This is a genomic window from Gluconacetobacter entanii (assembly GCF_003206495.1).
GTDB classification, from domain to species: Bacteria; Pseudomonadota; Alphaproteobacteria; order Acetobacterales; family Acetobacteraceae; genus Novacetimonas; species Novacetimonas entanii.
This window is the reverse complement of record NZ_NKUF01000010.1, coordinates 60,515-84,005: the sequence shown is the minus strand read 5'-3', so window position 1 is coordinate 84,005 and position 23,491 is coordinate 60,515. Positions and strand designations below refer to the sequence as shown.

Genomic DNA, 23,491 nt, shown 5'->3' with positions numbered 1-23,491 from the left:
GGATATTTGTGGTCGTAGTCGATAGAGGGTGCGCCGTCACATCACTTCCGGCGCAAAACGGCTGACCTCGATCCCTGTCCCCACGGGCAGCAGGACGCTGGACATGCCGGGACGCGCCCGGATGGCCCGGCCATAACGCTTCACGTCCTCGGTCGCGGGCCGGATCATGTTATCCGCCACCACGATCGCCCCCGGATTGAGGCGGGGATAGAATGCATCCAGACAGGGCACATACAGGTCTTTCCACAGGTCAACGAAGACAAAATCCACCTTCTGCGGCAATTCCCCGATCATGGCCACGGCATCGCCGACACGAAAGTCGATCCAATCCGCCAGTCCGGCCCTGTCGGCCATCTTGCGGGCATGGTCCGTCTTGTATCCATGCCGTTCCATCGTGATCAGCCGTCCGCCCGTCGCACGCGCGGCCTCGGCCAGCCAGATCCCGGAATAGCCGAACGACGTGCCGAGTTCGAGAATGGTCGCCCGGCCAAGGCTGCGGGCAAGGATGTTGAGCATCCGCCCGGTATCCGGCCCGATGGCGCGCATGCGCTGGTCCTGGCCACCATCGCGCCCGCCGGGCGGTTCCTGTCGCGGGCGGCTTCGTTCCTCCGCCATGCGGGCGTGGTAGAGATCGAGAACCGTCCGGATCCTGTCATCCATATCGTGCATGTCACCCTCCCCGACCTGTGGGTCCTCAGGCCTGTTCGATCGCGCGGGCGGCCTCGTCCAGCACGGCCGCGATCCGTGCCTGTGCCTCAGGATCGGGACTGCCGTGGCGAAGCCGCAGGCGCAGCGCCGTCTTGAGGTTTTCCATGGCCCGCACCACCGGCACCGGCCCGTGCCTGCGGTTGCCTTTTCCTTCGGCGCCGGCCGTCGCGGCGCGCGCAAGGATCTCCTCATGCGCCGGGCGGTTCGCGGCAAGGAATGCCGTCCCTTCGGGAGTGATGGCGTAGCTTTTGCGCCCTTCGTCCCCGGTCGGACGGATATACCCCCCTTCCTCAAGCCATGTGAGGGTCGGGTAGATCACGCCGGGACTTGGCGTATAGCTGCCACCGAATTTTTCCTCGATGGTCTTGATGAGTTCATAGCCATAGGTCGGATTTTCCGAAATCAGACCAAGGACCAGCAGGCGCATCTCGCCATAATCGAAAAGCCTGCCACCACGGGAACCACCCCGTCCCCCATGGCGGCCACCACCCCGGCCATGATGGCGCATGGAACCGGCAGGGGCCGGCATGCCTTCGGGAGAGAAAACGCGGCGGTCATGACCGCCAGAATGTCTGTTTCTGTGTTTCATGATCCCCGATATAATTCACGATATATCGTTCGTCAAGATATATCGGAACATGTTTTTCTTTTCCGGCCATCGGGGCCATTCCCATCCTGGACACGAACACGGCGCCTGCTACGGATGGCACATATCTTCCCCGCTGCCGGCGCAGGGCAAAAAGGTTGGCAGGCGGGAATTATAACCATATGACGTATTTCATTTTCCCTTACATACACGCCATCTTACGAAAGATACCAACCATTGGACCATACGGAACTCGTCAAGGCGCTTGGCACTTTTCTTGCCATCATGAACCCCTTTCTCAGCCTGCCTGTCTTCCTGGCGATGACAACGGGGTTTTCGGTGGCCCAGCAGCGCACGCTTGCCGTCAAGGTGACCGTGTATTCGGCCATCATGTGTCTTGTCATCCTGCTGGCGGGACAGAAGATCATTGGTTTCTTTGGCATTACCATTGACCAGTTCCGAGTGGCGGGTGGCATTGTGCTGGCCCAGATTTCATGGTCGATGCTCAATGGCAGCAGCATCCCTTCCCATCAGGGCAGCCATCAGGAACAGGCCCAGTTGCAGAACCTGTCGGGACTGGCCTTCTATCCCCTCACCTTTCCCATGCTGATTGGTCCCGGCACCATTGCGACCATCATCATCTATACCGGCCATGGCGGTTCCCTGACCAATTCGGTGGAAATAGGCGGCATTATCGCGGGAATACTTCTTGTCCTGTTTGCCACCCTGTTCTTTGCCTCGGAAATCGGCAGGGTCATGAGCGAGACAATGCGCACCATCACGACGCGCCTGATGGGGATGATCCTGCTGGCCATTTCCGTTGGCATGGTCATCGCGTGCCTCAAGGCGGTCCTGCCCGGACTTTCCCATTGAATGCGATGGTTATGAAGCCAGCAGGCAAGGCAATATGGCAAAACGCCCCATCAGTATAACGGGCAATACCATTGCCCCCGCACAATGTTATCCCAAAACATAAAGAAGTTTTTGGTGAAGCTTTTTTCAAAAAGCTTCAAAGAATGCCGGATTTAAAAAGGCAGCAGCCAAAAGCTCCTGATTTTCCATCAATGTGCCGTTTACGCCCCATCATCGGAATGGAGATGGGTCAGGCCCCTGACAGACCATCATCCATAATAACCCGCCATGTCCCTGTGCCTCACAGCCTCCATTGTGACTGACGCGCCCATTGGCGGATGGTGTCGGTCAGGGGAGGAAGGCCGGGATCATATCGGGTGGCGGCATCATATTTCAGGATGAAGCAGGCGGGGCCGTCCTGCACGGACTGGCGCACGGCGGCCTGGCCAAAGACATGATCGATGCCGGTCGCAAACAGTCCCCCGGCAATATCGGCATATTTTTCCCAGAATGGTCCTTCATTGGCTTTTTGCAGCATGTCTGGCGTTACCGTGCCATTTCTGAAAGCAAGGATGACCTTACCCAGCGTATCCATGGCGGCCTGTCCACGCGCACGGGGAAAGCCGGTCTGTTTCCAGGCAGGATCCCCCAGATAATGGGCAATTCCTTCGTCCTGTACATCCAGCAGAAGCTGTCTTTCCGGCGTCATGGCTTTCATGAAAGCCTGCCACCGGGCATCCGTGGCACGGTACCATGAAAAATAGATATGGAACATTTCATGGTGCAGAAGATCTTTTACGATATCTGCCGAATTTGTCCCGGTATCTCCGTATGATGCAACCTGCCGCGCATCAATCAGCATCACGGGATCGCCGGATGTTTCATTCAGGAACGGTATGCCATGCCGCCATGAAAAATGACGGACATACATGTCACTGAACAACGGAACCCCGTTCCCCACCACGAAAATACGCAAAGTGTGGCCGGAACCTTTCAGGGGCGGGACATAGGCGGCAACATCGCGGGCGATATCGTGCATGGGCCAGTGGTTCATGCTGTCCAGAAGTTCCTGCACGTTCTGGACCGATGGCTGCGGAATGGTGCCTGCGGGCAAGGTGCCAAATGTGGGAACTGACAGTTCCGCCAGTTTACCACCGTCCGTAGCGGCACTCAGGGCGTTGCATCGGGCAATGTCGGTTCTGGTGGCGCGCATGCAGCGCACCCATTCCGAAGCCCCCCGGGTATCGAGAATAATGGTGGGAACGGAAATGGCTGAAGACGTCCCTGTGGCCATGGCTTCTGGTGCGTTGCCCGCCAGCCCCGCTGCCAGAAGGAGCAGGAGGAAAACAGAACGCCGAAGCATTGGAAGAAAACCCGCACAACCAGACGATACCATGAACGCACGTTCCTGAAGCCATATCCCTTCATACCAAACTGCCCTGCGGCGGCAAGGCGTATCCGACCCCGGCACGGTCATCCTGACTGGCTGACGCAACATCCATGGCCCGAGGCGACGATACGCGGCACGCCGCATCCTGCCTCCCCCGGCGCAGGTTCCTGATGCCGACGCCGGTGCAACGACAAAGGCGCGCATAACACCCATTCATCATAGTTTTAGTGATACCCATCCATTTTTCGATATGTTGCCATACACGCCACCATGGCCCTTTTGACCATATATGACCTTTTCAGGACCGCAGCAGGCGGCCGGATATTGATATCGATCAATGCGCCGGATCTTCCACCCCATACCGTGACTGCGGCAATCTTCCAGGAATCCCAGACAATGACCGACCTTCCCTGGCTCACCTCCAAGCCTGAAGCACCGGAACCCATCCGCGGTGATCGTGGCGCAAGCATTCTTGGCCCCCGCAACCTTCCGCGTGAACGCGAGGCGCCCGACCTCCTCGCCTCCCCCGATACGGACGCCGGGACCATCCCGAACCTGAAGTTCTCCTATGCCGACGCGCGCAACCGCCTGGGATCGGGCGGATGGGCACGCGAAATCACCATTCGCGAACTGCCTGCCGCCACGACGCTGGCCGGCGTGAACATGCGCCTCAAGCCGGGCGGGTATCGCGAACTGCATTATCACAAGGAAGCCGAATGGGGCTTCATGATCGCGGGCAAGGCACGTGTCACGGCACTCGATACCGAAGGCCGCCCGTTCGTGGATGATGTGGAGGCCGGAGACATCTGGAACTTCCCCGCCGGCATTCCCCATTCCATCCAGGGACTGGGCACCGAAGGATGCGAATTCCTGCTGGTCTTCGACGATGCCAATTTTTCGGAAAACGAGACCTTCCTCATCAGCGACTGGTTCGCGCATACGCCCCGCCACATCCTTGCCAAGAATTTCGGCGTGCCGGAATCGGCGTTCGCCAACCTACCGACCGACGTGGAAAAGACCCGCTGGATCTTCAACGGCACCGAACCCACCGTCGCCAAGGAAGACGCGATCAGGTGCCCGCAGGGTCCGTCCCCCATCCGATATACGCACCGCTTCCTGCAGCAGCCCCCGGCAAAGGCGGCGGGCGGGACCGTGCGCGTCGTGGATTCGCGCAATTTCCCCGTGGCCTCGACCATCGCGGCTGCCATCAATGTCGTCGAACCGGGTCGGATGCGTGAACTGCACTGGCATCCCAACAATGACGAGTGGCAGTATTTCGTGCGTGGCCGCGCCCGCATGACCGTCTTTGCCTCCGGCGGGAAGGCGCGCACGTTCGATTACTGCGCGGGGGATGTCGGGTATGTGCCGCTGGGCATGGGCCATTACCTTGAAAATATCGGTGACGAGCCGATGGTGTTCCTCGAAGCCTTCAAAAGCGACAGGTTCGCCGATTTCTCCGCCAACCAGTGGCTGGGCCTGTCGCCACGCCAGATGGTGAAGGAACACCTCAACCTTGATGAGGAAACCCTGTCGAAACTGCGTCAGGACAAGCCCCTTATCGTCTGATGAACCCAGCCCTGTACCCTGTCCTGCGTGTCGCGACACTGGGGCTGATCGCCGGTTATGTGGATGCCGTGGGATATGTCGAACTCCACGGTATCTACAGCGCGGCCATGACCGGGAATTCCACGACCTTTGGCGTGTCGCTGGCCCGGCATGACTGGGGGCGGGTCGCCAGTGTGGGGACCGTGCTGGGGCTGTTTTTCATGGGTGCGCTGGGCGCCGCCATCGTGCGCCGGTCACTGCGGCAGTGGCGGTATGAATGGCTGTGGATCGCAGCCCTGCTGCTGCTGGCGCAGTTCGTGCACTGGTCCCATGCCGCGAACGCCAGTTCCCGGGCCGAGACGCTGCTCCTGACCGTGGCCATGGCCATGCAGGGGGAAGTGCTGTCTCGCTTTTCCGGTGCGTCCGTACAGACCATCGTCGTCACGAATAACATCATCAAATTCGCCAACAACATCATCGCGTACCTGTGGGGACTGAAGGATGGAAAGTGGGCATTGTCTCCCATCTCCATGCTGCCCGGCCTTGGGTGGGGCTGCTGCATCGCCGGGGCCTTCCTGTCCGTGCCGGCGCGGGACCTGACATCGGCTTTTTTCCTGTTTCCCATCCCGCTTCTGATCGCGTTATGCTTCCTTCATACTGCGGATCTGCAAGAGGGCTGATCCATGTCGCACACGACTGCATGTCCATGACTGGCATGCGCAGTCGGGCCACGTCATCAACACACCCGCGTCCCGGCGCGCCCTTCCGGTTTTCCGGCTGTCCCCATGCCGGGGCCTATCTGCTTCAGCGTGAATGCGAAGCGCCACGACTGCTCCGCACGCGCCGACGGATTCGATCGCGTGCCTGTCGCGCATGGCCTGGTCAGGCGCCCCCTCTTTTCCGCCGATCTTCTGACGCAGATGGTCAATCGCGAGATAACGCAGGGGAGCGGCCGGCCGGGTGCCCGCGACAATCCGGACGAAACGCAGCCATGACTCCTGCACGATGCCCTCTGCCCGAGCGCGATCTCTGACGAGACCGCTGGCATATTTCAGTAATGCGTGGATACAGGGTTGCAACCGGGGGGCTGGCTTCAAAACGCCACTGTTTCCGCGCCTGTGCAACTGTCCGGCAAGCACGGGAAACCAGTGTTTTCTCTCTATGGTCATGGGCTTTTCCACCACTCCGGCGGCAGGGTGATGGCAGCCACCCTGCCGGGCGGCGGCCATGATCAAAGATTTTTATGGCCTGCATCATTCCGTCTTCCGAAATGGACGACATGGTATATATATCTGCCTTCACAAACTCATTCGCTGGGTCCCGCAGGCTCCAGCTTCGCTCGGGCTTCGCGATCGTCTGTCACATGCGCCATGTTTTCTTCCCCGCAAGGATCAGGACCATCGACTGGCGGCCCAAAGGGGCCCTTGACACCAGTTCAGGAAGTGAAAGCGGCCAATCGATTTTTTGCCCCGCATTGTTAAAAATAGCGGATGCCACCTTTTTTCGAGGCTGCTTTGCAGATACGATAAAGAACAATATCCCCCGCAGGAAGGAAATATAGACCGTAAACATATCTCAAAAAATATGACACGGTATTTTTCCATGTATGACAATTTTCCACAAATCATTCATGCAGATACATAAATTCATACTGTGTTTTGTATTCATGTGACCACATAATTATCCGGGACGGAAAAACGAATATGGGAAGTGCGTTTTCTGCTGAAACTATCAAGAATACAGATCTGCCTATTCTGGTTGGTGTGGCGGGCCATATAGATATTGCCTCTTCTGCCGAGGACACCATCCGCCAGCAGGTGGCCCATACACTGGATATGCTGCTGAAGAAGTACAAGACACATCTGCGGATCGTGTGCGGCATGGCCCTGGGTGCAGATCGGCTTGTCGTTCAGCTTGCGCTGGAACGTTCGATTCCTGTCATCGCGCTGCTTCCCATGGCACGAGATAAGTTCCGGCTCACACTGAAAGATCAATCCGCACAAGATAATTTTGACAAATTCCTGAGCCAGCCCGGCATTGAAGAAATCATTGAACTTCCTCAGGTCACCCTCCCCCCCGGGACAGACAGTAAAGGAATTACGGCTGCACCGGACGATGCAAAAGCCAGGGAGGACGCAGAAGACATCCTGCAATATGAACAGATGGGCATCGTCCTGTGCCGTCTGTGTCACATCATAATTGCATTATGGAACGGTAAGGATACGGACCCGACAAGTAAACGCGTCAACCATACGCGCAAGACACGGGGGGGAACGGCCCACATCGTCTCGATGCGGCTTTATGGGGAATATGCCGATACTCCCGTGTCTACTTTTACAGGCAGTGAACTGTTTTCGGAGCGGCTTCCCCGTCTGGAACTCGCCCGTAGCGGGCCCGTCCTGCACATCGTGACCCCCCGCGAAAGCGCGCCGTCGTGCGACCTGCCACTGGAACACGCCATCTGGTACGCGGCAGAGGCCACATCCTACGGTGTGCCCGACCCTAGGGAATTTGACCTGCGCACAGCGCAAGGGGCGGAGAAACTGCGCGCCGTCCTGCCAAAGGATCTCGACAAGATCGTCGAGGTCAGCGATACGCTGCGTAAAACATGGGCGCAGGATATGGGCCGCTGTGAGCAGTCCATCAGCTATCTGTCTGTCCCCGCCAGCAAGGGTGTTCCTGACAGCCTGCTGAACCAGATCAAGCTTCTGTATGCCGGCGCCGATGTCTTCTCCCTCCGCTGCCAGGGGAAACTTCTGGGGGGATGGGCGCCCGGCCTGCCCTTGTCCAAACTCTGGTCCTGGCCGTATCCGCTTGGGGCATTGTTCGTATTTGCGATTACCCTGCCCATTGCTTCCGCATGTTTCGAAATTTACTGCGAATATGGCAAGAACCTGTTCTGGCTGCTTGGGTACATTACGACCCTTGGCCTGTCAGGGGCATTTTATGCACGGGTCGTCAAGAATTCCAACTGGCAGGACAATTACCAGGACTATCGCGCCCTTGCGGAGGCCCTTCGTGTTCAGATCTACTGGGCAACATCCGGCGTCTCACTGGGCGTATCAGATAACTACCTGCGTTATCAGGAAAAAACCTTGGGCTGGATAAGGAAGGCCCTGCGCGGTCCAGCCCTGTATGGGGTGGGGGCCGCACTGCTGGTCCAGCGGCGACGGCAGGATACGGGCATCCAGATGGTCGATGCCGCATGCGTCACGAAGGAACCATTATATCAATGGATCACCTCCCAGAGCGCATATTTCGAGAAGACCGAGAAAACCTACCAGCGTGCCCTGCAATGGGTGAACATCATGGCGGTCGGGGCACTGGCGGGGTCTGTCTGTGTGGCGGTTTCCCTGCTGGTGGTTCAGATCCTGTATGGCGGGCAGTTGCCCGAAACCGACCCTGAATGGCTGCGCGAAGCCCCAACGGTATTGATCGGTTTCCTGCCGGCGCTGGCTGCGTATTTTTTCTTTTTCAAGGAAGCCCGTGCCTATGATGACACCCGGGATTCCTGTGAACAGGGGCTTGCCCTGTTCAATACCGCGCTACAGCAGGCGGAACACCTGAAGGACAATCTTCCGGCAACTGCTGAAGACCAGAAAATATGGTGGCAGGACTGGAATGACTTGGCCACGGCCCTCGGCAAGGAAGCCCTTGCCGAAAACGGCACATGGATACAGGCCCACCGCGCACACCCGATCAAATTCCAGCTTGGAGGATAAGTCCAGTGCAGGTTTTCCGGATTTTTTTAAGCTCCACCTTTCTGGACTTCAGGAAAGAACGTCATTTACTACATACACTGGTCTTCCCAGCCCTTGAGAAGAAATTCGCGCATGCGGGGATTGAGCTGGAGGTCATCGACCTGCGCTGGGGCGTCAATGAGACCGATGCCCGGACCCAGGATACGCTTGAACTGTGCCTTGATGAAATCCTGCGCTGCCAGCGCCTGACGGAAAAACCGAATTTCCTTGGCCTGATGGGCGGCCGCGTCGGCTGGCGCCCCCTGCCCAACATCCTTGGCCAGAACCTATATGACGCGCTTTATGAACTGGCTGATGACACTGGCGAAAAACAGGTTCTTGAGACCTGGTACAAACCCGACATCACGGTCCTGAATAATGACGCCCGCCGCTTCTCCGCCCTGGTGGAGCCGGGCGAAAGCGTCCGTATCCTTGCCCCGACAACGACAGATCCCGAAGAAAAGGCGGCGTGGGCAAGGGCCGAAAAGACCCTGCGGGCACTGTTTGACGCCTACAGCATAAGGGTACTGTCGCATTCGGGGAAGCGGGACAGTATCCTTGCCCTGTGTGCCAGCGCCACATTCCAGGAGGTCATGCTGGGGCTGAGGGTGGTGAAAAACCCGATCATCCTGCTGCGCGAGGATTTCTGCACGCAGTCCGGCAGTGATGCCGACAGCCAGATGGGAAAACTGCTCAGCACCGACATGCGTGATAAACTGGTGCGTTACTTCAGCAGGAGTGACCATCAGGATGATTTTTCACCGGGGTACTGGAAATTCGATACCGGGTTTGTCATTGAACGGCTGAGCATGCATGTCGAGGAACTGCTGCATGAACATGTCAGCCTGCCCGATGCCCACCGGTTTTTTGGCGAAAACAGATGCCTGCCCCTCTATTCTTTCCCGGGGGACGAGACGAACCACAAGCCCGTCTTCCAGGGGCGCCAGCCGACACTGGACAGGCTGGAATCCCTGTTCACGCAGGACCCGACACGAAGCGCCGTGCAGATCGTGACCGGCAATGGCGGGGCGGGCAAGACCACGCTGATGGCAGCACTGGTGGCACGGCTGCGCAAGGCGAAGAAAGGGATCACGCCCGAACCCGCCCTGCATGAATATTACGTGGGCGCGACACCCGACAGCCTGCGCCTTGACAGGCTTGAACAGGACGTAAGCACCTGGCTGTCGCGCACCGACACCGCCCCCCTGTGGATGGTCATTGACGGGCTTGAGCATCTGGGTCCGCACAGCCTTTCCAGACTCCGCGGCACGATCGAGAGCAAAGCCGCGGAAATGGAGAAGAACAGGGAAAGGGGAAAAGAAACAGCGACAAAACGCCAGTTCGTGCTGTGCGTCGGTATCCGCAGCGAAGATGGCACCCCGGCCGATCCGGACTGGTCCTTGCCGATCAAGCTTCCGGAGGAAGGGTGGTGGCCCGTCAGGCAGGACATGCCTGTCCTGCGCCTTTCGGCCACGGACCCCGACGCGCCGGTGGCGCAGGACCTGCTCGATGCCCTGACCGCCACCCTCAAGATACCGCGCAGGCTCAATGATACGCAGCCTCCGGGCAGGCGGAGCCTGTTCCTTGAACTGCTGGGCGATGCGCCCGAACCCCTTGCCATACGCATTGCCGCCACGCTGGCCTTCGCGCCCTATCCCCGGATCGAGGAGACGCAGGTCTTTTGCACCCGCACCAAGGGCCAGGCATGGACCCTGCTGGAATGGGTGCAGGCCATGCTGGAAAATGCCGAACATGTCGGCATCAGGGAGGTCTCGACCGCTGTTGTCAGGATGCTGGCGCTGGCGCGTTTTGGCCTGTCGCGCCGGGAACTGGCTGGCAGCATCAGCCTCATTCCCGGCATGAAGGACTGTATCAGCAGGTCCTCCCACTGGAAGATGGAGGATATCTGGACGGACATGATTCCCCCCGTACTGGTCGCACGCGTTCTGGGGCGTCTGGAACCCTTCCTGATCGAAACGGCCACGACGGACCTGTCCGGCATTACAATCCGGTATTTCCACCAGAAATTCACCGAACGCCTGCTTACCGCACCAACCGGCACGTCCCTGCCCTCCCTTGGAACATGCCGCAGCGCACTGGCCCTGTGGTTCGACAGGATCGCCCATGCCTGGCTTCACCCGAGCGGACAGGATACGGCCCCTGAACAGGCATGGCGGCACATCACCCCGGCCAACCTGCGGGCACTGCGGCAGGTGTCGGCACTCCTGCTTGACGTCGCCGCTGCTCCCGAAGAGAAGGCGACGTGCCTGACCCCACGGGACGCCATGGAAAAAGCCTGCGCCCAACTGGGCGATGTGGCCGCACTGGGCATACGCATTGCCGCCGGCCTGCTTGTGGAAGTGATCGACGACCTCAGGCGCCTGCAGCAGATGTCGTCCAGCGCCGTCCCTCCCCTGCCGGAGTTCATAACGCCGCTACTGGACGTATTGCTCCAGCAGGGCGGTTACATACAGCGCCTGATCGTCACCCCGAAGATGGAAGATGACACCTCCGCGCATGAAACCGGCATCATGCAGCGATTTTCCATGGTGGTGTCCCGCCTGATGAATGTCTTTCTGGCGGAACGGGAAAACACTCCGCTGCATGCCATGGCCATGCACTGGCTGCGCGGGGAGGGAAAAACATTCCGCTGGTTGCGCCATATGGCGGAGGCCCCCTCTCCCCTGCGGGTCGTATGTGCGCCGCTGGACATCCTTGCTGATCCGAACTGCAGGGTAAAGGACATCTGCATGCGGCCCCAGTTCCCGGCGGGATATGGGCCGGGATCGGAACATGCCGTCATTATGTGGGGAATTCACACCCGTTCCCCCACGCTCCGTCACAATGAGTATGATGGCAGCATCTTCATGCTGCTCGATGCACGCGACGGGCATGAACGCGGGCGGGTGACGATCGGTTATCCCCCAACCGATGCTCCTTCCGTCGCCTTTTACCTTCTGGCCATGGAACGTGACAGTCGCGGCATCGAACAGGCATGGATCGGCATCAAGCTGTCAGGCGGCCTTGATCTCTGCCTGCTTTCGCTGGATCAGGACCATGCGGCGGGACAGAAGATGACCACCGTGCTGTCCCTTCCGCCCGCGGACCAGCATCGTCGCCTTCTGTTCAGCGCCGAACGCAGGATTCTGGCCGTCGAAGCGCAAGGAGCATATTCCCTTTATGGTCCGCCTGAACCGACCGGACCTGACAAAACGCTCACACTCCCCCTGCAAGCCCAAAAGGATGCCGGAAGCTTCGAGGCCGACGGGGATACGTGCATCCATCGTGACGCAGAGGGACGGGAAACGGTCTTTGCCTACTTTTCCACCCTGCCCGGCCGGAAGCCTGAATCCCAACCCGCGCCCCAGACCATACGGCCGAAAAAGAAGCGGGTAACACGCCCCGCAGGCGGTGACCATCTGCGGGACAATGCCGGGTCATCACCGTCTGATACAGTGTATCGTCTCTTCACGCTTCCTGATGGCGCATCCGTGTGGGTCTGTACTTCCCTCGTGGAAGAACAGTCACCCGAGTATCCGGATGATGATAATCCACTGTCCTATTACTACGTCTACAAGCAAAGCCATGTCCTGCGGCATCCGGGCGAAACAGGTCCAGGCCTGTGTCTGGCGACAGCAGAGTGGATGCAGATGGACGAACCGGGGGGCGGCGTCAAAGTCAAGGTCATCAATGGTGACATGATCCTTGTGATACAGGAGGACAGTATCCAGGTCATACTTCCGCCCTATACCGCCCCCTTGCCCAGGCTTCCGATCCAGTCGTACCAGTATGACAAAACCATCATCATCCGTTCACAGGACGGCAGACGGGATGAATTCGTTGTCCGGTATGGAACCGATTCAGATTTCGCCACCATACAGTCCCTGTCCATCTGCCAGCTTCCATCGGGGCCGGCATATAATGTTCCCCTTCGTGAAATCATCGCATACGGAACACAGGACAATAATGATCCCCTTCAGTCCTATGACGGGGGCATACTGATCCTTGGCATGAGCGGTATACTTTATGACCTGAAACTTGATACATTGGACAAGGATCATGACAGCAGCCATTCCGTCATGTTCGATACCTGTCAATGGCTGGACACGGACCGGATGCTGCTGCTTGCCACCGAGAATATGGAGATGGGGACCCTGTTGCGAAGCACGGTCTTGCAGTTGGACGACTGGGACAAATCCGGTACCCCCGGCATTACGGTAACAGCGGAAAAAGACGAAACGACCTGTGGTCCGGGCTCGACATGGGGCCTGTCGGCATATCAACCGCCGAAAGGCGCGCTGGTCGTCTCCAGTCCGGAGATATCGGACCCATCCTATCAGATGTTAACCCCCCTGGTCTATTATGACCGGAATGGCAGACAGGCGGGTCAGTACCTGCTGGATTGGGATGCGGAAGACCTGTACCTGTCTGCCTCCCTGTTTTTCCCGATGGAAGGATATCCTGTCCTGATCCTGTCCGATGAAGCGCAGGAAACGAAAATGGCAGGCTGGCAAGCGGGAATGGGACTTATACTGCCATCTTCGGTCAGGGTCACACGGGATGGATATTTTCACTTCCATGATGATGAGACCCGCCATGACCTGCTGACCGGACTGCCGGTGGATGCCTGCCAGACGCCTGATCCTGCCGACAGGGTTGACACGGGCCTTCCCCATCGGGCCGGCCCCTGTTTCGAACAGGTGAAAGAAGGTCATGTCGCCCTGCGTAATGATGACGATACGCTATGGTATTGTGGTGATATCCCCCCACTGGTTCCCGAAAACCATATGACGCAACTCTGCGCTGTATCACGTACCCGACTGCGGTTTGTTGACCGAAGCGGGCGCGCGGTACCACTGGCGCCATATTGCGGCGCCGAGGCGGACAACACCACCATGCGGCAACTGCAGGATGCCCGTAACCGTGCCGCCAGAAGCATGGAACCGCCCTTCGCACGTGCCACGCTGATGGAATGGAGCGCGAAGCGGTTGCTGACACAGTTGGGACAGTGGCAGGATGTTCCTGGGCATGCCCTTGATATACTGCTCTATCTGGATCGTGTCCGCGACCTCGGGCAGCGCGGGATACACCTGCTGTCAGCAGAGCAGGTTGATCCCCTGGTCAAGGCACAATGGTATCTGGATCTGCAACCCGACAAGACAACCGATACCTTCATTCGCGTGCTGTCGCTTGTCACCGTTGGGCGTTTCATGCAGATCCTCCATGAAATTGCTGACCTGATCTGCGCATCTGCTCCCGATACCAACAAGGAGTGGCTCAGGCGCGGGCATAAACTTATGGAAACACTGGAATCTCAGGGCGACCACAAGGAAATGACGCCGGAGATCAAACAGATCTTCGCAAGGCTTCCTCCCCTTCCCCCCACGCCCGTGCTCAAATTTCCCATACTTCCCTCTTCCCGGCGAGGCCGCACCATACGGCGCTTCCGCTTGCCTCAGGGCTGGGATAAGGAATGATCACGATTTTACGAAACAGATGCAGGCCCCTTCCCATCCGGCAAGGAATGATGTCCAGCCATGTAGAGTGACGGTCAGGGGACTTGTTTGAAATAATATTTTGGCAAAAAACAATAAAAGTTTCCGGGTGTCGCCTTTTTACCTGAAAAGACGGCATCTCCTGAAGCTTTTTGAAAAAATCTTTACCAAAAAATTTTAAAATTTCACTATGTTCTACAGTCTCTAAGGGCGGCTGCCTTCAAAACTGCGCGCCAGCCATTGATCCATGAGTGCATAGGACTGCGCCGCCGCCTGCGGGTCATATCGACACTGGCCCGTCGTGGCGGTTGCCTCCGTCTCCGTAAAGCAATGGACCGCATGCCCGATGACCAGGAACTGCCACGGGGCGGGGCTTTGCCGCATTTCCTGCATGAACGGACCGAAATCGGGCACGGTCGCCGCATCATCCGCGCCATTCATCGCCAGCACATGCGCATGGATATCCTTGGCCAGGGCCGGATTATCCGTGCCGAGGTTGCCATGGAACGAAACCGCCGCCGCGATATCCGCCCCACTGCGCGCAAGGTCGAGGACAGCAGCACCGCCGAAACAGAACCCGATGGCCGCCAGACGCGACGCATCAAGTGGCGCGGTCTTCGCCTGCGCCCGGAACTGCTGCAACGCAAAACCGACGCGACGGCGCATCAGCGCCCGATCCGCCAGCAATGGGGATACGGCGGCACGCGCCTGTGCGGTGTCACGCGGCCGGATACCTGCGCCATACATGTCCGTCAGCAGGATGACATAACGTTGTCCCGCAATCTGTTCCGCCTTGTGGATTGCGGTTTCATTGACCCCGAACCATGCCGGCACCATCAGCAGGCCGGGCCGCTTTGTTGCAACCGCATCGTCATAGACAAGGACACTGTCAAAACGGGTATGTTCGAAATCCCACGATACGGGCCGTGCCACCATCCGCGCCTGCGCAGTCTGCCCGCCCCCGGCAAGCACGCAGTACAGGACAGGTATCAGCGCACAGCGCGAAAGGAAGGATGACAGCATGATCGGCATTACCCCTGCGAAACGCACTACATTCCCCGCCATCATAACCCCGCCCGCGCGCCTGTGCCGTTCTCAATCCCGTGACTGCCATGGCTGCGCCGTATAGGGTGAACGCATGAAAGAACATCCTGTGAATGATGCCTTCTGGCATGCGAAATGGCGGCGCAATGAAATCGGTTTCCATGAACCGCGGCCCAATGCATTCCTCCTCCGCCATTTCGCACAGATGCACTTTCCGGCCGGGGCGCGCATCTTCGTCCCCCTGTGCGGGAAAAGCCTCGATATCCACTGGCTGCTGGCACAGGGATTTCAGGTTGGCGGCATTGAACTGAGCCCCATTGCGGTCGAACGGTTGTTTGCCGAACTCGGCCTGTCCCCCCGCATTACGACGCTCGGCGCGCTGCAGCGTTTCGACGCCGGGAACCTGTGCATTTTTGTCGGCAATTTCTTTGACCTGACCCGGCAGGACCTTGGCCATGTTGACGGGGTCTATGACCGCGCAGCACTCATCGCCCTGCCCGCCGCCGTCAGGTTGCGTTATGCCCGGCATCTGGTTTCCATCACGAACGCGGCCCCCGAACTGCTGATCTGCCTGGATTATGACCAGTCATGCCGGCCGGGGCCGCCATTCAGCGTTGGTGAAGCCGAGGTACGGCAGCATTACGAGGAGCGGTTTACGCTGACCTGCCTGGAACGGCGCGACGTTCCCGGCGGCCTGAAGGGGGCCTGTCCGGCAACGGAAACCGTCTGGAAACTTGTTCCCAGTGACGCAAACCCGCTCCCTCATTCGCCGGGCGCGTAGCGCCGCTCGACATGGCCCTGCAACTGCTCGGGGTAGAAATAGACCTCGCGCAGGTTTCCATCACTATATCGCTGGGTCTGGTCGGTGAAATGGCGGGAGGCCGGATCGCTGCTCTCCCCCCCGGTGGAGACCGCCCAGGCATGGATCTTCCTGCCGAACTCCACCACGGCGACAAAGCTGTTGCCGCTTGTGCCGTAATAGCGTTTCGTCCCCGGATAGCGTTTCGCCCCGAACGAGGCGAGCGATCCCCATATGGCGGACGTGAACGGGACGGGAAGGCTTGGCTTCGCATCGCTGAAGGACTGGGTCAGGTCGCCATTGATCCGCTGGAACCGGTTGATGTTCCCCCACGGGACCTGCCAGCTTCCGAAATCGTGTACCAGACGGTTCACTGCGGCATCCAGCCGGTCCAGCCTTTCCCCGTCGCTGACCCGTGTGCTCAGGTAATCATAGAGCGACCCGCCCTCCGCCTTCGCCAGCGGACGCACCCGTTCCAGCAGCCCATCCCCCCAGAACACCGCCAATGACGTTGCCGTGGACTGCGCCGACCACCGGTCATCCCAGTTCCGCAGCAGCGCCACCGGCCCCGCCAGCCGTGCTTTCTGCCGCGACCCGGCAGGCAGCCGTTCCCATGCGGAGACGAGTTGCGGCACCATTACGCCAAATTCCGGCAGCCACGGGTCATAGGCCGCCGTCATCAGGGAATGTGCGGTGAAATCCCGTCCCTCGCTCAGGAGGCGGGTCGCATGAACGCCACGCGGGTTTTCGCCCACCATGTCCATGTACCGGGGAAAGGCTGCCTGCTTTGGGCTGTCGGGACCTGATGCGGACCAGGGCCAGTCATTGGTGTTCATGACCCAGCCACTTGACGGGTTGACGACCTGCGGCAGTTCGGAAAGCGCATGCAGCCCATGCCAGTCGGTCGCCGGGTCGCTGCCATCGACGGGATGGCGGTAATCGAAACGGTCATCGCGACGCGGCACGAACTGGGGATGCAGGTAGGCGATCTCCCCCTTGCGATCCGCAAAGATGGTGTTGTTCGACGAATTGGCCTGAAGTGCCGAGACTTTCAGGAAATGCGCGTAATCCTTCGCCTTGGTGCGCAGGAACGACTGTTCCAGCGCGGGAATGGGCTTCCACATCAGGGCGGTGCTGACCCATTTATCCCCGTCCGCCCGGACGATCGGTCCATGGCGGGTTGCGTTGACGCTGAATTCGCGCTCCGCCAGTGTCCCTGATGGCGTGCGCACCCGCAGCGTGACCGTGCGGGTTTGCACCGGAATATCCCTGCCCCCATAACGGTAACAGGTCTGGCTGCCGCACCGGGTGATCGTCTCCGCGAACTCATCGACCACATCGACGCCGCTTGACGTATGCATCCACCCGGCATGGGGATTGAACCCCTGATAGATGAAGAACTGTCCCCATGTGACCGCGCCATAGGCATCAAGCCCCTGATCGCTGGTCATCTGCAGTTCGGAGCGGAAAAAGAAGCTGGTATGCGGGTTGATCAGCAGCAGCGCATGCCCGTCCGCCGTGTGGGAGGGCGCGATCGCGATCCCGTTTGACCCCTTCGGCTCCCGCGGTTTCGCGCCACGCTCTTCCGCGCTTGGCGCGACGGGACGTTTTTCATAGAACGCCTGAAGCTGCGAGAGCGAGATGCGCTCCACGTCGCCACCGATGCTGCCCTCGGTAAAGCTGAGCGCCATCCATGGCTCGAAATGGGCAATGGCGCGCGGTTTCACCTGCGGATGTGTCCGGAGATACCAGTTGAGGCCATCGGCCCACGCATCCATCAGGCGTTTCAGCCATCGCGGAGATGCGGCGTAATCCGCCTGCAGGCGCACCGGATCGACAAACATCCGCATGCGCAGGTCCTGCCACAGCGCGCTTTCGCCCTCTGCCTCCGCCAGCCGGCCGAGCGAGACGAGGTAATTCGTCTCCACCCGGTTGAAATCATCCTCCGCCTGCGCATAGCTGGCGCCGAAAACGGCGTCGGCATCCGTATGGCCACGCACATGGGCGATGCCCCAGTCATCGCGGGTGATCGTCACCCTGCCGGCCTCCTGCCGCAGGCGGGCCGCGTCATCTGACGATGCGGCGTGCGCGCAGGAAACGGTCCCCGCGAACAGGGCCCCAAGAAAGAGAATGCGGGAGGTTGCAACACGAAGAGGCAGGGTTATCATCGGCAAAAATCTATCCACAGGCGCAACGACATGCAAGACCGACAGACCGCCAGCATGGGAAAGACCATGATGCGTTTGGCCAGATGTTTTCTGGGCCTATCGCTGCTGAGCCTCCTTGCGGTTCCGGCATGGGCCGATGACCTGCTGATCCGCCCCGCGCGGGTCTTTGACGGGGTCGATCCCCATCCGCACGAAGGCTGGGCGGTCCTGGTCCATGACACGCGCATCGTGGCTGCCGGCCCCGCGCTGGTCGCGCCTGCTGGCGCACATGTGATCGACCTGCCGGGCATGACGCTGCTGCCCGGCCTGATCGAGGGTCATTCGCACCTGTTCCTCCATCCCTATAACGAGACGAAATGGGACGATCAGGTCCTGCATGAACCGCTGGCGCTGCGGACCGCGCGTGCCACCGTCGCGGCGAAGGCGACGCTGATGGCAGGCTTCACCACGGTCCGCGACCTGGGGACCGAGGGGGCGGGTTACGCCGATGTGGGCCTCAAACAGGCCATCGAGCAGGGCATCATCCCCGGTCCACGCATGCTGGTGGCGACGCGCGCGCTGGTGGCGACCGGCTCTTACGGGCCAAAGGGGTTTGAACCCGGCGTCGCCATTCCGCAGGGCGCGCAGGAAGCGGACGGTCCCGACCTGGTCCGTGCAGCACGCACGCAGATCGCGGCGGGTGCGGATGTGGTCAAGCTGTATGCGGATTACCATTTGGGACCGGGTGAGCCCAGCCGCCCGACCTTCCTGATGGAGGAAATGCGCGCGGCGGTGGAGGCGGCCCATTCGGCGGGCCGGATCGTCGCCGCCCATGCGCATTCGGCCGAGGGCATGCGCCGTGCCGTCCTGGCGGGGGTTGATACCGTCGAACATGGATCGGAAGGCACGCCGGAGGTCTTTCGCCTGATGCACGATCACGGCACGGCGCTGTGCCCCACCCTGTCGGCCATGGAAGCCATCGCCCGCTATCGCGGCTGGAACGGCGTGGAACCGGCCCCGCAGGCCGTCCAGACCAGCCGCGCCAGCTTTGCTGCCGCGCGAAAGGCAGGCGTGACGCTGTGTGTCGGGGGCGATGTCGGCGTCTTTGCCCACGGTACCAACGCCCGGGAACTTGAGGCCATGGCCGCCGCGGGCATGCCGGCCGCCGCGGTCCTGCAGGCGGCGACATCGGGCAATGCGCGGATCTTCCATATCGATGACCGGCTGGGCGCGATCCGGCCCGGCCTTCTGGCCGATCTGGTGGCCGTCGCGGGAGATCCGACCCGCGATATCACCACGCTGCATGCCGTGCGTTTTGTTGCCAAGGGGGGCGTTGTCGTGCGCAATGGTGAATGATGGACAAAGGATTTCCGGGATCTGCCTTTTTTCAAAAGGCAGCGTTTCCTGAAGCTTTTTGAAAAAAGCTTCACCAAAAACCTTTAGCTGATTTGTGCGATATCCTTTCTTGCCCTTTGCTTCATGAAACCATGACGGCAGGCCCGGCGTTGACCGATCCCCTTTCAACGGGTGTTCCATGCCGCCTGCCCGTTCCCTTGTCGCTGCCATTCCCGTGCGTAATGAGGCAGAGCGTATCGGCCACTGCCTGCATGCCCTTGCCACACAACAGGGCGCCGGCCTGACACATGCCGTCGTGCTGCTGAACAACTGCACCGACACCACCGCCGACAGGATACGGGCCATAAGCCCGCATCTGCCCTTTTCCCTCTCCCTGATCTAGCGGACCTATCCATTGCCGATCGCCCATGCGGGAACCGCGCGGCGCGAAGCCATGGAAATTGCCGGCACGATGTCTGGCCCGGATGGCATCCTGCTGACGACAGATGCCGATGGGGTCGTCGCGCCGGACTGGCTGGCGCGCAACGTCGCGGCCCTGGATGCCGGGGCCGATGCGGTGTGTGGACGTGCGCTGATCGACCCGGCGGAAGCCCTGCTGATCCCGCACGCCCTGCATGAAGACGACCGCGCGGAAGTGGCCTATGCCACGATGCTGGACCGTATCCATGACCTGATCGACCCCGACCCGCATGATCCGTGGCCGCGTCATACGGAACATTCCGGCGCCAGCATTGCCGTGCGTGTCGGGGCATGGCGGCAGGCGGGGGGCATCCCGCCCCTGCCGCTGGGCGAAGATCGCGGCTTCCTCGCGGCGCTACGACAGGGGGACGCCGCCATCCGGCATGCGCCCGATGTCACGGTGCGCGTCTCCGGCCGTACTGTCGGGCGGGCACGCGGCGGCATGGCCGACACGATGGCCCGTCGCCTGATCCGACAGGACGAGATGCTGGATGAAAGCCTTGAACCCGCCGGGACATGCCTGCTTCGGGCGCAGGCACGCACCACCCTGCGCCGGGTGCGCGCACTCCGCCAGCCGGGCAGGCAGCATCATGAAACAGCCCGCTCCCTGGCCCATCAGTTGGGCCTGCCGCTGTCCCGCGTCCTCGAAGTCATGCAGGAGCGGTTTTTCGGCATGGCATGGAGCCAGTTGGAAGCCGCCAGCCCGACACTGGAACGCAGGCCCGTCAGGCGCGCCGAACTGGACCTGCATGCATGGCAGGCCGAACAGATCCTGCGCCAACTCCATGCATCACGATCCGCCACCTGCGTGTGACGGTTCCACCTGCCGCGCCAATGGCCTGTCATTGAGCATATCCAGACGATAGCCGGGATAACGCCGGGCATGCACCACCCGGACGCCTTCGGTCGCGCACTGTTTCATGAAATGGGCCGCCGCTTCGTCACCATGGCAGGGCGTGTCGGTCGGACCGGTCCAGTTGACCAGGATGATCGGCGCGCCCGGCCGCCGCACATGCAGGCACTGCATCGCAAGGCGGGCGATATCCCGCGCGGCAAGAAAATACAGCAGTTCCGAAATCACGATCAGATCACACGCATGTGGCGGCAGGGCAGGAAACGCTTCGGGAAGTTGCCCCCTGTAAAACGACACCCCCGGCAATCCGGCACAGCGACGCCGGGCGCGTCTGATGGCTGTTTCCGCCACGTCCACCGCAAGGACATGCGTACACTGCCGCGCAAGGCGGGCCGTCATGACCCCGATGGAACAGCCAAGTTCCAGTGCGTGATGGAAATGCCGCCCTTCCAGCAGGCCTAGCGTCTGGCGGTATTTGTCGCGTTCATACGCCCGCGTTCCAAACCCCCATGGGTCGGGATGATGTTCGTACATCCGCTCAAACACGGCGCGGGGCCAGCTTGCACCCGTCATGGCCTGATGAAAACCTCGAAATCCGTGACCAGCGCCGCCAGCAATGCCACCGGCAGGCTGAAGCCGGTAGGGTCATCGGTAATCAGGTTGCCATACTGGCTTTCATGCATGCTGACGGCACGGGCCTTCGCCATATGATAGGGCGCGATGTCCAGACGCATCCCCACGGGCCATTCATGTTCCACCTCAGCCTCCGCCGCGAGCAGCCAGCCCCATACGGGATAGGCCAGAAGCCCGACCCCGCAGCGCGCCTGCAACGCAACGGCCATCTTCCACGCCGCTTCGTGATCGCAATGCGGGTCGCCCCGCCACGGGGCCAGCACGATGCCGCAGCCATGGTCGCTGCACAGATGCGCAAGCTGTCGCACGCTCCGCTCGAAAACCGGCCCGGCATGCGGCACCGCCGTGTCGGGCAGATCGAGGAAGAGCAGACGCTCCGCCGCGAGGCCGAGGCAGGATACGGCACGCAGCGCCTCGTGCTGCCGCTGCGCCCGCAGGCGCGGTGCCGGCCATGACGGGGAATGGGGATGCGATCCCACGCCATCACTCAGGATCACCACAAGCGGCGGACGGCCCGCCGCACAGCACGCGGCAATCAGTCCACCGCAGCCAAGGCTCTCATCATCGGCATGCGGGGCGAGGATCAGCGCCGTCCCCGGCACGATCGCCGATAATGGCGCCACGGGCAGGCCGCGCAAGGCCCAATGCAGGACAGCGGCCTTCATGACATGTCCTCCGGCCGGGGCAGGTCGTGATGGGTGAACCATGCCGCAGCTTCGCACAGGGTTTCATCCGGCGCAGGCTGGCGCAGGTAGGTGGCAAGGTCGCGGACCAGACGTTCGACCACGTTGGCGCGGGTAAACGCCGACAGCCCCAGCCCGCGCTGCACCAGTTCGAGCACATCCAGACCGGCCCGTTCCACCGCGATGCGCGCCAGGTTGACGGTGGCGGCGACCTCGTCCACGTCATACCGGTCCTGAACGGCGGCAGTCAGCGCGGCTTTCCGCGTCCACAGATACGCACTTTCCGCCGCAATCAGCGCCCTGCCGATACGCGCCTGCTGGGCGGGGCTTTCCGCGCGGCCCCGTTCAACCAACTGCAGGCGCAATAGGGAGGTCAACCGCGCGATCCCGCCCAGCGCCACGGCCATGCCACGCCATGCACCCGCCGAGAATTCGGGCTGGCGCAGGTAGTCCCCCTCCTGCCCGATCATCGCATCTGGCGGCAATCGCGTCGCACTGAAATCACATCGCCCCGTCCCCGCGCCGCGCATACCCGCAAGGCCACCAAAAGCGGGGGACACCGTGCGCGTCCCATCCAGTGGAACCAGCAGCATGTACGTCGTATCGGCCCGCGTGCGGGCGGTCACAAGGGCGCGGGTGACATGGTGCACGCCCGAGACAAAGAGTTTCTCCCCCTGAAACCGGATGCCCCCATCCGAGTGCTCCATGCGCAGCGGTGACGCCCCATCCGTCACCCATACGCCAAACAGGGCGCCATCATGCACGTCCATGGCGGCACGGGCCAGTTGGTCCGCGGTGCCGCAACATGCAATCAGGCGGATGGCGTTGATATGCCCCTCCACGATACGGCCAAGCGCCAGGCTCCCCTGTCCCACCAGTTGCAGCAGTTGCAACAGTTCCATGCCGCCCCGATGTCCGGTGCCAGATCCCCGCCCCCCCAATGTTTCAGGAAGCGTTACCGACAGGACGCCAAGTTTTCGCAGTCGGGCAATCCATTCGGCCGGGAATGCGGCCTGCGGGTCATTGGCGCTTGCCTCCGCCTCAAGATCCGCGCGACAGGCCGACAGGGCATCGAAGGGAAACGTCATGGCTGGACTGCTCTCTTTTTCGGGAAAATCCGCGATCAACAGGCAGGCGCGAACATGTCCCCCTCACCTGTCCTGAAGAAACAGCGCCCATGTGGATTTGGTTCCCCTCCGGC

Annotated in this window: 18 protein-coding genes; 10 read left to right on the top strand and 8 right to left on the bottom strand. The window is 60.8% G+C overall.

What is annotated here, in order from left to right:
- Positions 1-36: 36 nt before the first annotated feature.
- A complete protein-coding gene (locus tag CFR72_RS06750) occupies positions 37-660 on the bottom strand; it encodes an O-methyltransferase (protein ID WP_110913225.1) in 624 nt (207 codons plus the stop codon).
- Between the two features lie 34 nt (positions 661-694).
- Positions 695-1,297: a PadR family transcriptional regulator gene (locus CFR72_RS06745; protein ID WP_110913224.1), complete on the bottom strand. Its 603-nt coding sequence runs from the start codon at positions 1,295-1,297 to the stop codon at positions 695-697.
- A gap of 234 nt (positions 1,298-1,531) precedes the next feature.
- Here CFR72_RS06745 and CFR72_RS06740 point away from each other — a divergent pair, with 234 nt between their 5' ends.
- The gene (locus CFR72_RS06740) at positions 1,532-2,167 is read left to right on the top strand and encodes a MarC family protein (protein WP_110913223.1); all 636 of its coding nucleotides are present in this window, start codon (positions 1,532-1,534) and stop codon (positions 2,165-2,167) included.
- 280 nt (positions 2,168-2,447) lie between these two features.
- Here CFR72_RS06740 and CFR72_RS06735 read toward each other — a convergent pair whose 3' ends face one another.
- Entirely contained in the window at positions 2,448-3,509 is a 1,062-nt protein-coding gene (locus CFR72_RS06735; RefSeq protein WP_146220671.1) for a DUF5700 domain-containing putative Zn-dependent protease, read from the bottom strand.
- Between the two features lie 423 nt (positions 3,510-3,932).
- Here CFR72_RS06735 and CFR72_RS06730 point away from each other — a divergent pair, with 423 nt between their 5' ends.
- The 5 genes from CFR72_RS06730 (at position 3,933) to CFR72_RS06705 (ending at position 14,298) form a co-directional block, all read left to right on the top strand.
- On the top strand, positions 3,933-5,102 hold the full coding sequence (locus CFR72_RS06730; protein ID WP_110913245.1) for an oxalate decarboxylase family bicupin: 1,170 nt from the start codon (positions 3,933-3,935) through the stop codon (positions 5,100-5,102).
- Positions 5,102-5,761, top strand: a complete 660-nt coding sequence (locus tag CFR72_RS06725) for a YoaK family protein (protein ID WP_110913221.1) — start codon at positions 5,102-5,104, stop codon at positions 5,759-5,761. Before CFR72_RS06730 ends, CFR72_RS06725 begins: the two co-directional genes overlap by 1 nt.
- A gap of 105 nt (positions 5,762-5,866) precedes the next feature.
- Positions 5,867-6,076, top strand: coding sequence for a hypothetical protein (locus CFR72_RS06720; protein WP_146220670.1), 210 nt, complete (start codon positions 5,867-5,869; stop codon positions 6,074-6,076).
- 663 nt (positions 6,077-6,739) lie between these two features.
- Positions 6,740-8,803 carry a hypothetical protein gene (locus CFR72_RS06710; protein ID WP_146220669.1) on the top strand — a complete coding sequence of 688 codons (2,064 nt, stop codon included), beginning with the start codon at positions 6,740-6,742 and terminating at the stop codon, positions 8,801-8,803.
- 5 nt (positions 8,804-8,808) lie between these two features.
- The gene (locus CFR72_RS06705) at positions 8,809-14,298 is read left to right on the top strand and encodes a DUF4062 domain-containing protein (protein WP_167400317.1); all 5,490 of its coding nucleotides are present in this window, start codon (positions 8,809-8,811) and stop codon (positions 14,296-14,298) included.
- Positions 14,299-14,520: 222 nt separating this feature from the next.
- Here the strand turns inward: CFR72_RS06705 and CFR72_RS06700 are convergent, their stop codons facing one another.
- Positions 14,521-15,339 (bottom strand): dienelactone hydrolase family protein, encoded by an 819-nt coding sequence (locus tag CFR72_RS06700; RefSeq protein ID WP_110913244.1) that lies wholly within the window; start codon positions 15,337-15,339, stop codon positions 14,521-14,523.
- A 115-nt stretch (positions 15,340-15,454) separates the two neighbouring features.
- Here CFR72_RS06700 and tmpT point away from each other — a divergent pair, with 115 nt between their 5' ends.
- Positions 15,455-16,141: a thiopurine S-methyltransferase gene (tmpT, locus tag CFR72_RS06695; RefSeq protein WP_244182198.1), complete on the top strand. Its 687-nt coding sequence runs from the start codon at positions 15,455-15,457 to the stop codon at positions 16,139-16,141.
- Here the strand turns inward: tmpT and CFR72_RS06690 are convergent.
- A complete protein-coding gene (locus CFR72_RS06690) occupies positions 16,123-18,195 on the bottom strand; it encodes a penicillin acylase family protein (protein ID WP_233043786.1) in 2,073 nt (690 codons plus the stop codon). The two genes, tmpT and CFR72_RS06690, sit on opposite strands and share 19 nt — an antisense overlap.
- 162 nt (positions 18,196-18,357) lie before the next feature.
- Here CFR72_RS06690 and CFR72_RS06685 point away from each other — a divergent pair, with 162 nt between their 5' ends.
- The 3 genes from CFR72_RS06685 (at position 18,358) to CFR72_RS06680 (ending at position 20,935) form a co-directional block, all read left to right on the top strand.
- Positions 18,358-19,662, top strand: a complete 1,305-nt coding sequence (locus CFR72_RS06685; RefSeq protein WP_244182197.1) for a metal-dependent hydrolase family protein — start codon at positions 18,358-18,360, stop codon at positions 19,660-19,662.
- 178 nt (positions 19,663-19,840) lie between these two features.
- Positions 19,841-20,044 carry a hypothetical protein gene (locus tag CFR72_RS18005; protein ID WP_244182196.1) on the top strand — a complete coding sequence of 68 codons (204 nt, stop codon included), beginning with the start codon at positions 19,841-19,843 and terminating at the stop codon, positions 20,042-20,044.
- A 12-nt stretch (positions 20,045-20,056) separates the two neighbouring features.
- On the top strand, positions 20,057-20,935 hold the full coding sequence (locus tag CFR72_RS06680) for a glycosyltransferase family 2 protein (RefSeq protein WP_244182195.1): 879 nt from the start codon (positions 20,057-20,059) through the stop codon (positions 20,933-20,935).
- On the opposite strand, the gene CFR72_RS06675 is transcribed toward CFR72_RS06680, so the two are convergent.
- The 3 genes from CFR72_RS06675 to CFR72_RS06665 are packed head-to-tail and all read right to left on the bottom strand — an operon-like array spanning position 20,912 to position 23,378.
- On the bottom strand, positions 20,912-21,547 hold the full coding sequence (locus tag CFR72_RS06675) for a class I SAM-dependent methyltransferase (RefSeq protein WP_110913215.1): 636 nt from the start codon (positions 21,545-21,547) through the stop codon (positions 20,912-20,914). The two genes, CFR72_RS06680 and CFR72_RS06675, sit on opposite strands and share 24 nt — an antisense overlap.
- On the bottom strand, positions 21,544-22,272 hold the full coding sequence (locus CFR72_RS06670; RefSeq protein ID WP_110913214.1) for a PIG-L deacetylase family protein: 729 nt from the start codon (positions 22,270-22,272) through the stop codon (positions 21,544-21,546). Before CFR72_RS06670 ends, CFR72_RS06675 begins: the two co-directional genes overlap by 4 nt.
- The gene (locus tag CFR72_RS06665) at positions 22,269-23,378 is read right to left on the bottom strand and encodes an acyl-CoA dehydrogenase family protein (protein ID WP_110913241.1); all 1,110 of its coding nucleotides are present in this window, start codon (positions 23,376-23,378) and stop codon (positions 22,269-22,271) included. The genes CFR72_RS06670 and CFR72_RS06665 overlap by 4 nt, the downstream gene beginning before the upstream one ends.
- Positions 23,379-23,491 lie beyond the last annotated feature (113 nt).

Coding starts and splice junctions, on each gene's coding strand:
- CFR72_RS06720 (WP_146220670.1), top strand. CDS start 5,867: ATGCCGGGGCCTATCTGCTTCAGCGTGAATGCGAAGCGCCACGACTGC.
- CFR72_RS18005 (WP_244182196.1), top strand. CDS start 19,841: ATGCCGCCTGCCCGTTCCCTTGTCGCTGCCATTCCCGTGCGTAATGAG.
- CFR72_RS06700 (WP_110913244.1), bottom strand. CDS start 15,339: ATGCTGTCATCCTTCCTTTCGCGCTGTGCGCTGATACCTGTCCTGTAC.
- tmpT (WP_244182198.1), top strand. CDS start 15,455: ATGAAAGAACATCCTGTGAATGATGCCTTCTGGCATGCGAAATGGCGG.
- CFR72_RS06750 (WP_110913225.1), bottom strand. CDS start 660: ATGGATGACAGGATCCGGACGGTTCTCGATCTCTACCACGCCCGCATG.
- CFR72_RS06670 (WP_110913214.1), bottom strand. CDS start 22,272: ATGAAGGCCGCTGTCCTGCATTGGGCCTTGCGCGGCCTGCCCGTGGCG.
- CFR72_RS06730 (WP_110913245.1), top strand. CDS start 3,933: ATGACCGACCTTCCCTGGCTCACCTCCAAGCCTGAAGCACCGGAACCC.
- CFR72_RS06675 (WP_110913215.1), bottom strand. CDS start 21,547: ATGACGGGTGCAAGCTGGCCCCGCGCCGTGTTTGAGCGGATGTACGAA.
- CFR72_RS06735 (WP_146220671.1), bottom strand. CDS start 3,509: ATGCTTCGGCGTTCTGTTTTCCTCCTGCTCCTTCTGGCAGCGGGGCTG.
- CFR72_RS06665 (WP_110913241.1), bottom strand. CDS start 23,378: ATGACGTTTCCCTTCGATGCCCTGTCGGCCTGTCGCGCGGATCTTGAG.
- CFR72_RS06725 (WP_110913221.1), top strand. CDS start 5,102: ATGAACCCAGCCCTGTACCCTGTCCTGCGTGTCGCGACACTGGGGCTG.
- CFR72_RS06745 (WP_110913224.1), bottom strand. CDS start 1,297: ATGAAACACAGAAACAGACATTCTGGCGGTCATGACCGCCGCGTTTTC.
- CFR72_RS06685 (WP_244182197.1), top strand. CDS start 18,358: ATGCAAGACCGACAGACCGCCAGCATGGGAAAGACCATGATGCGTTTG.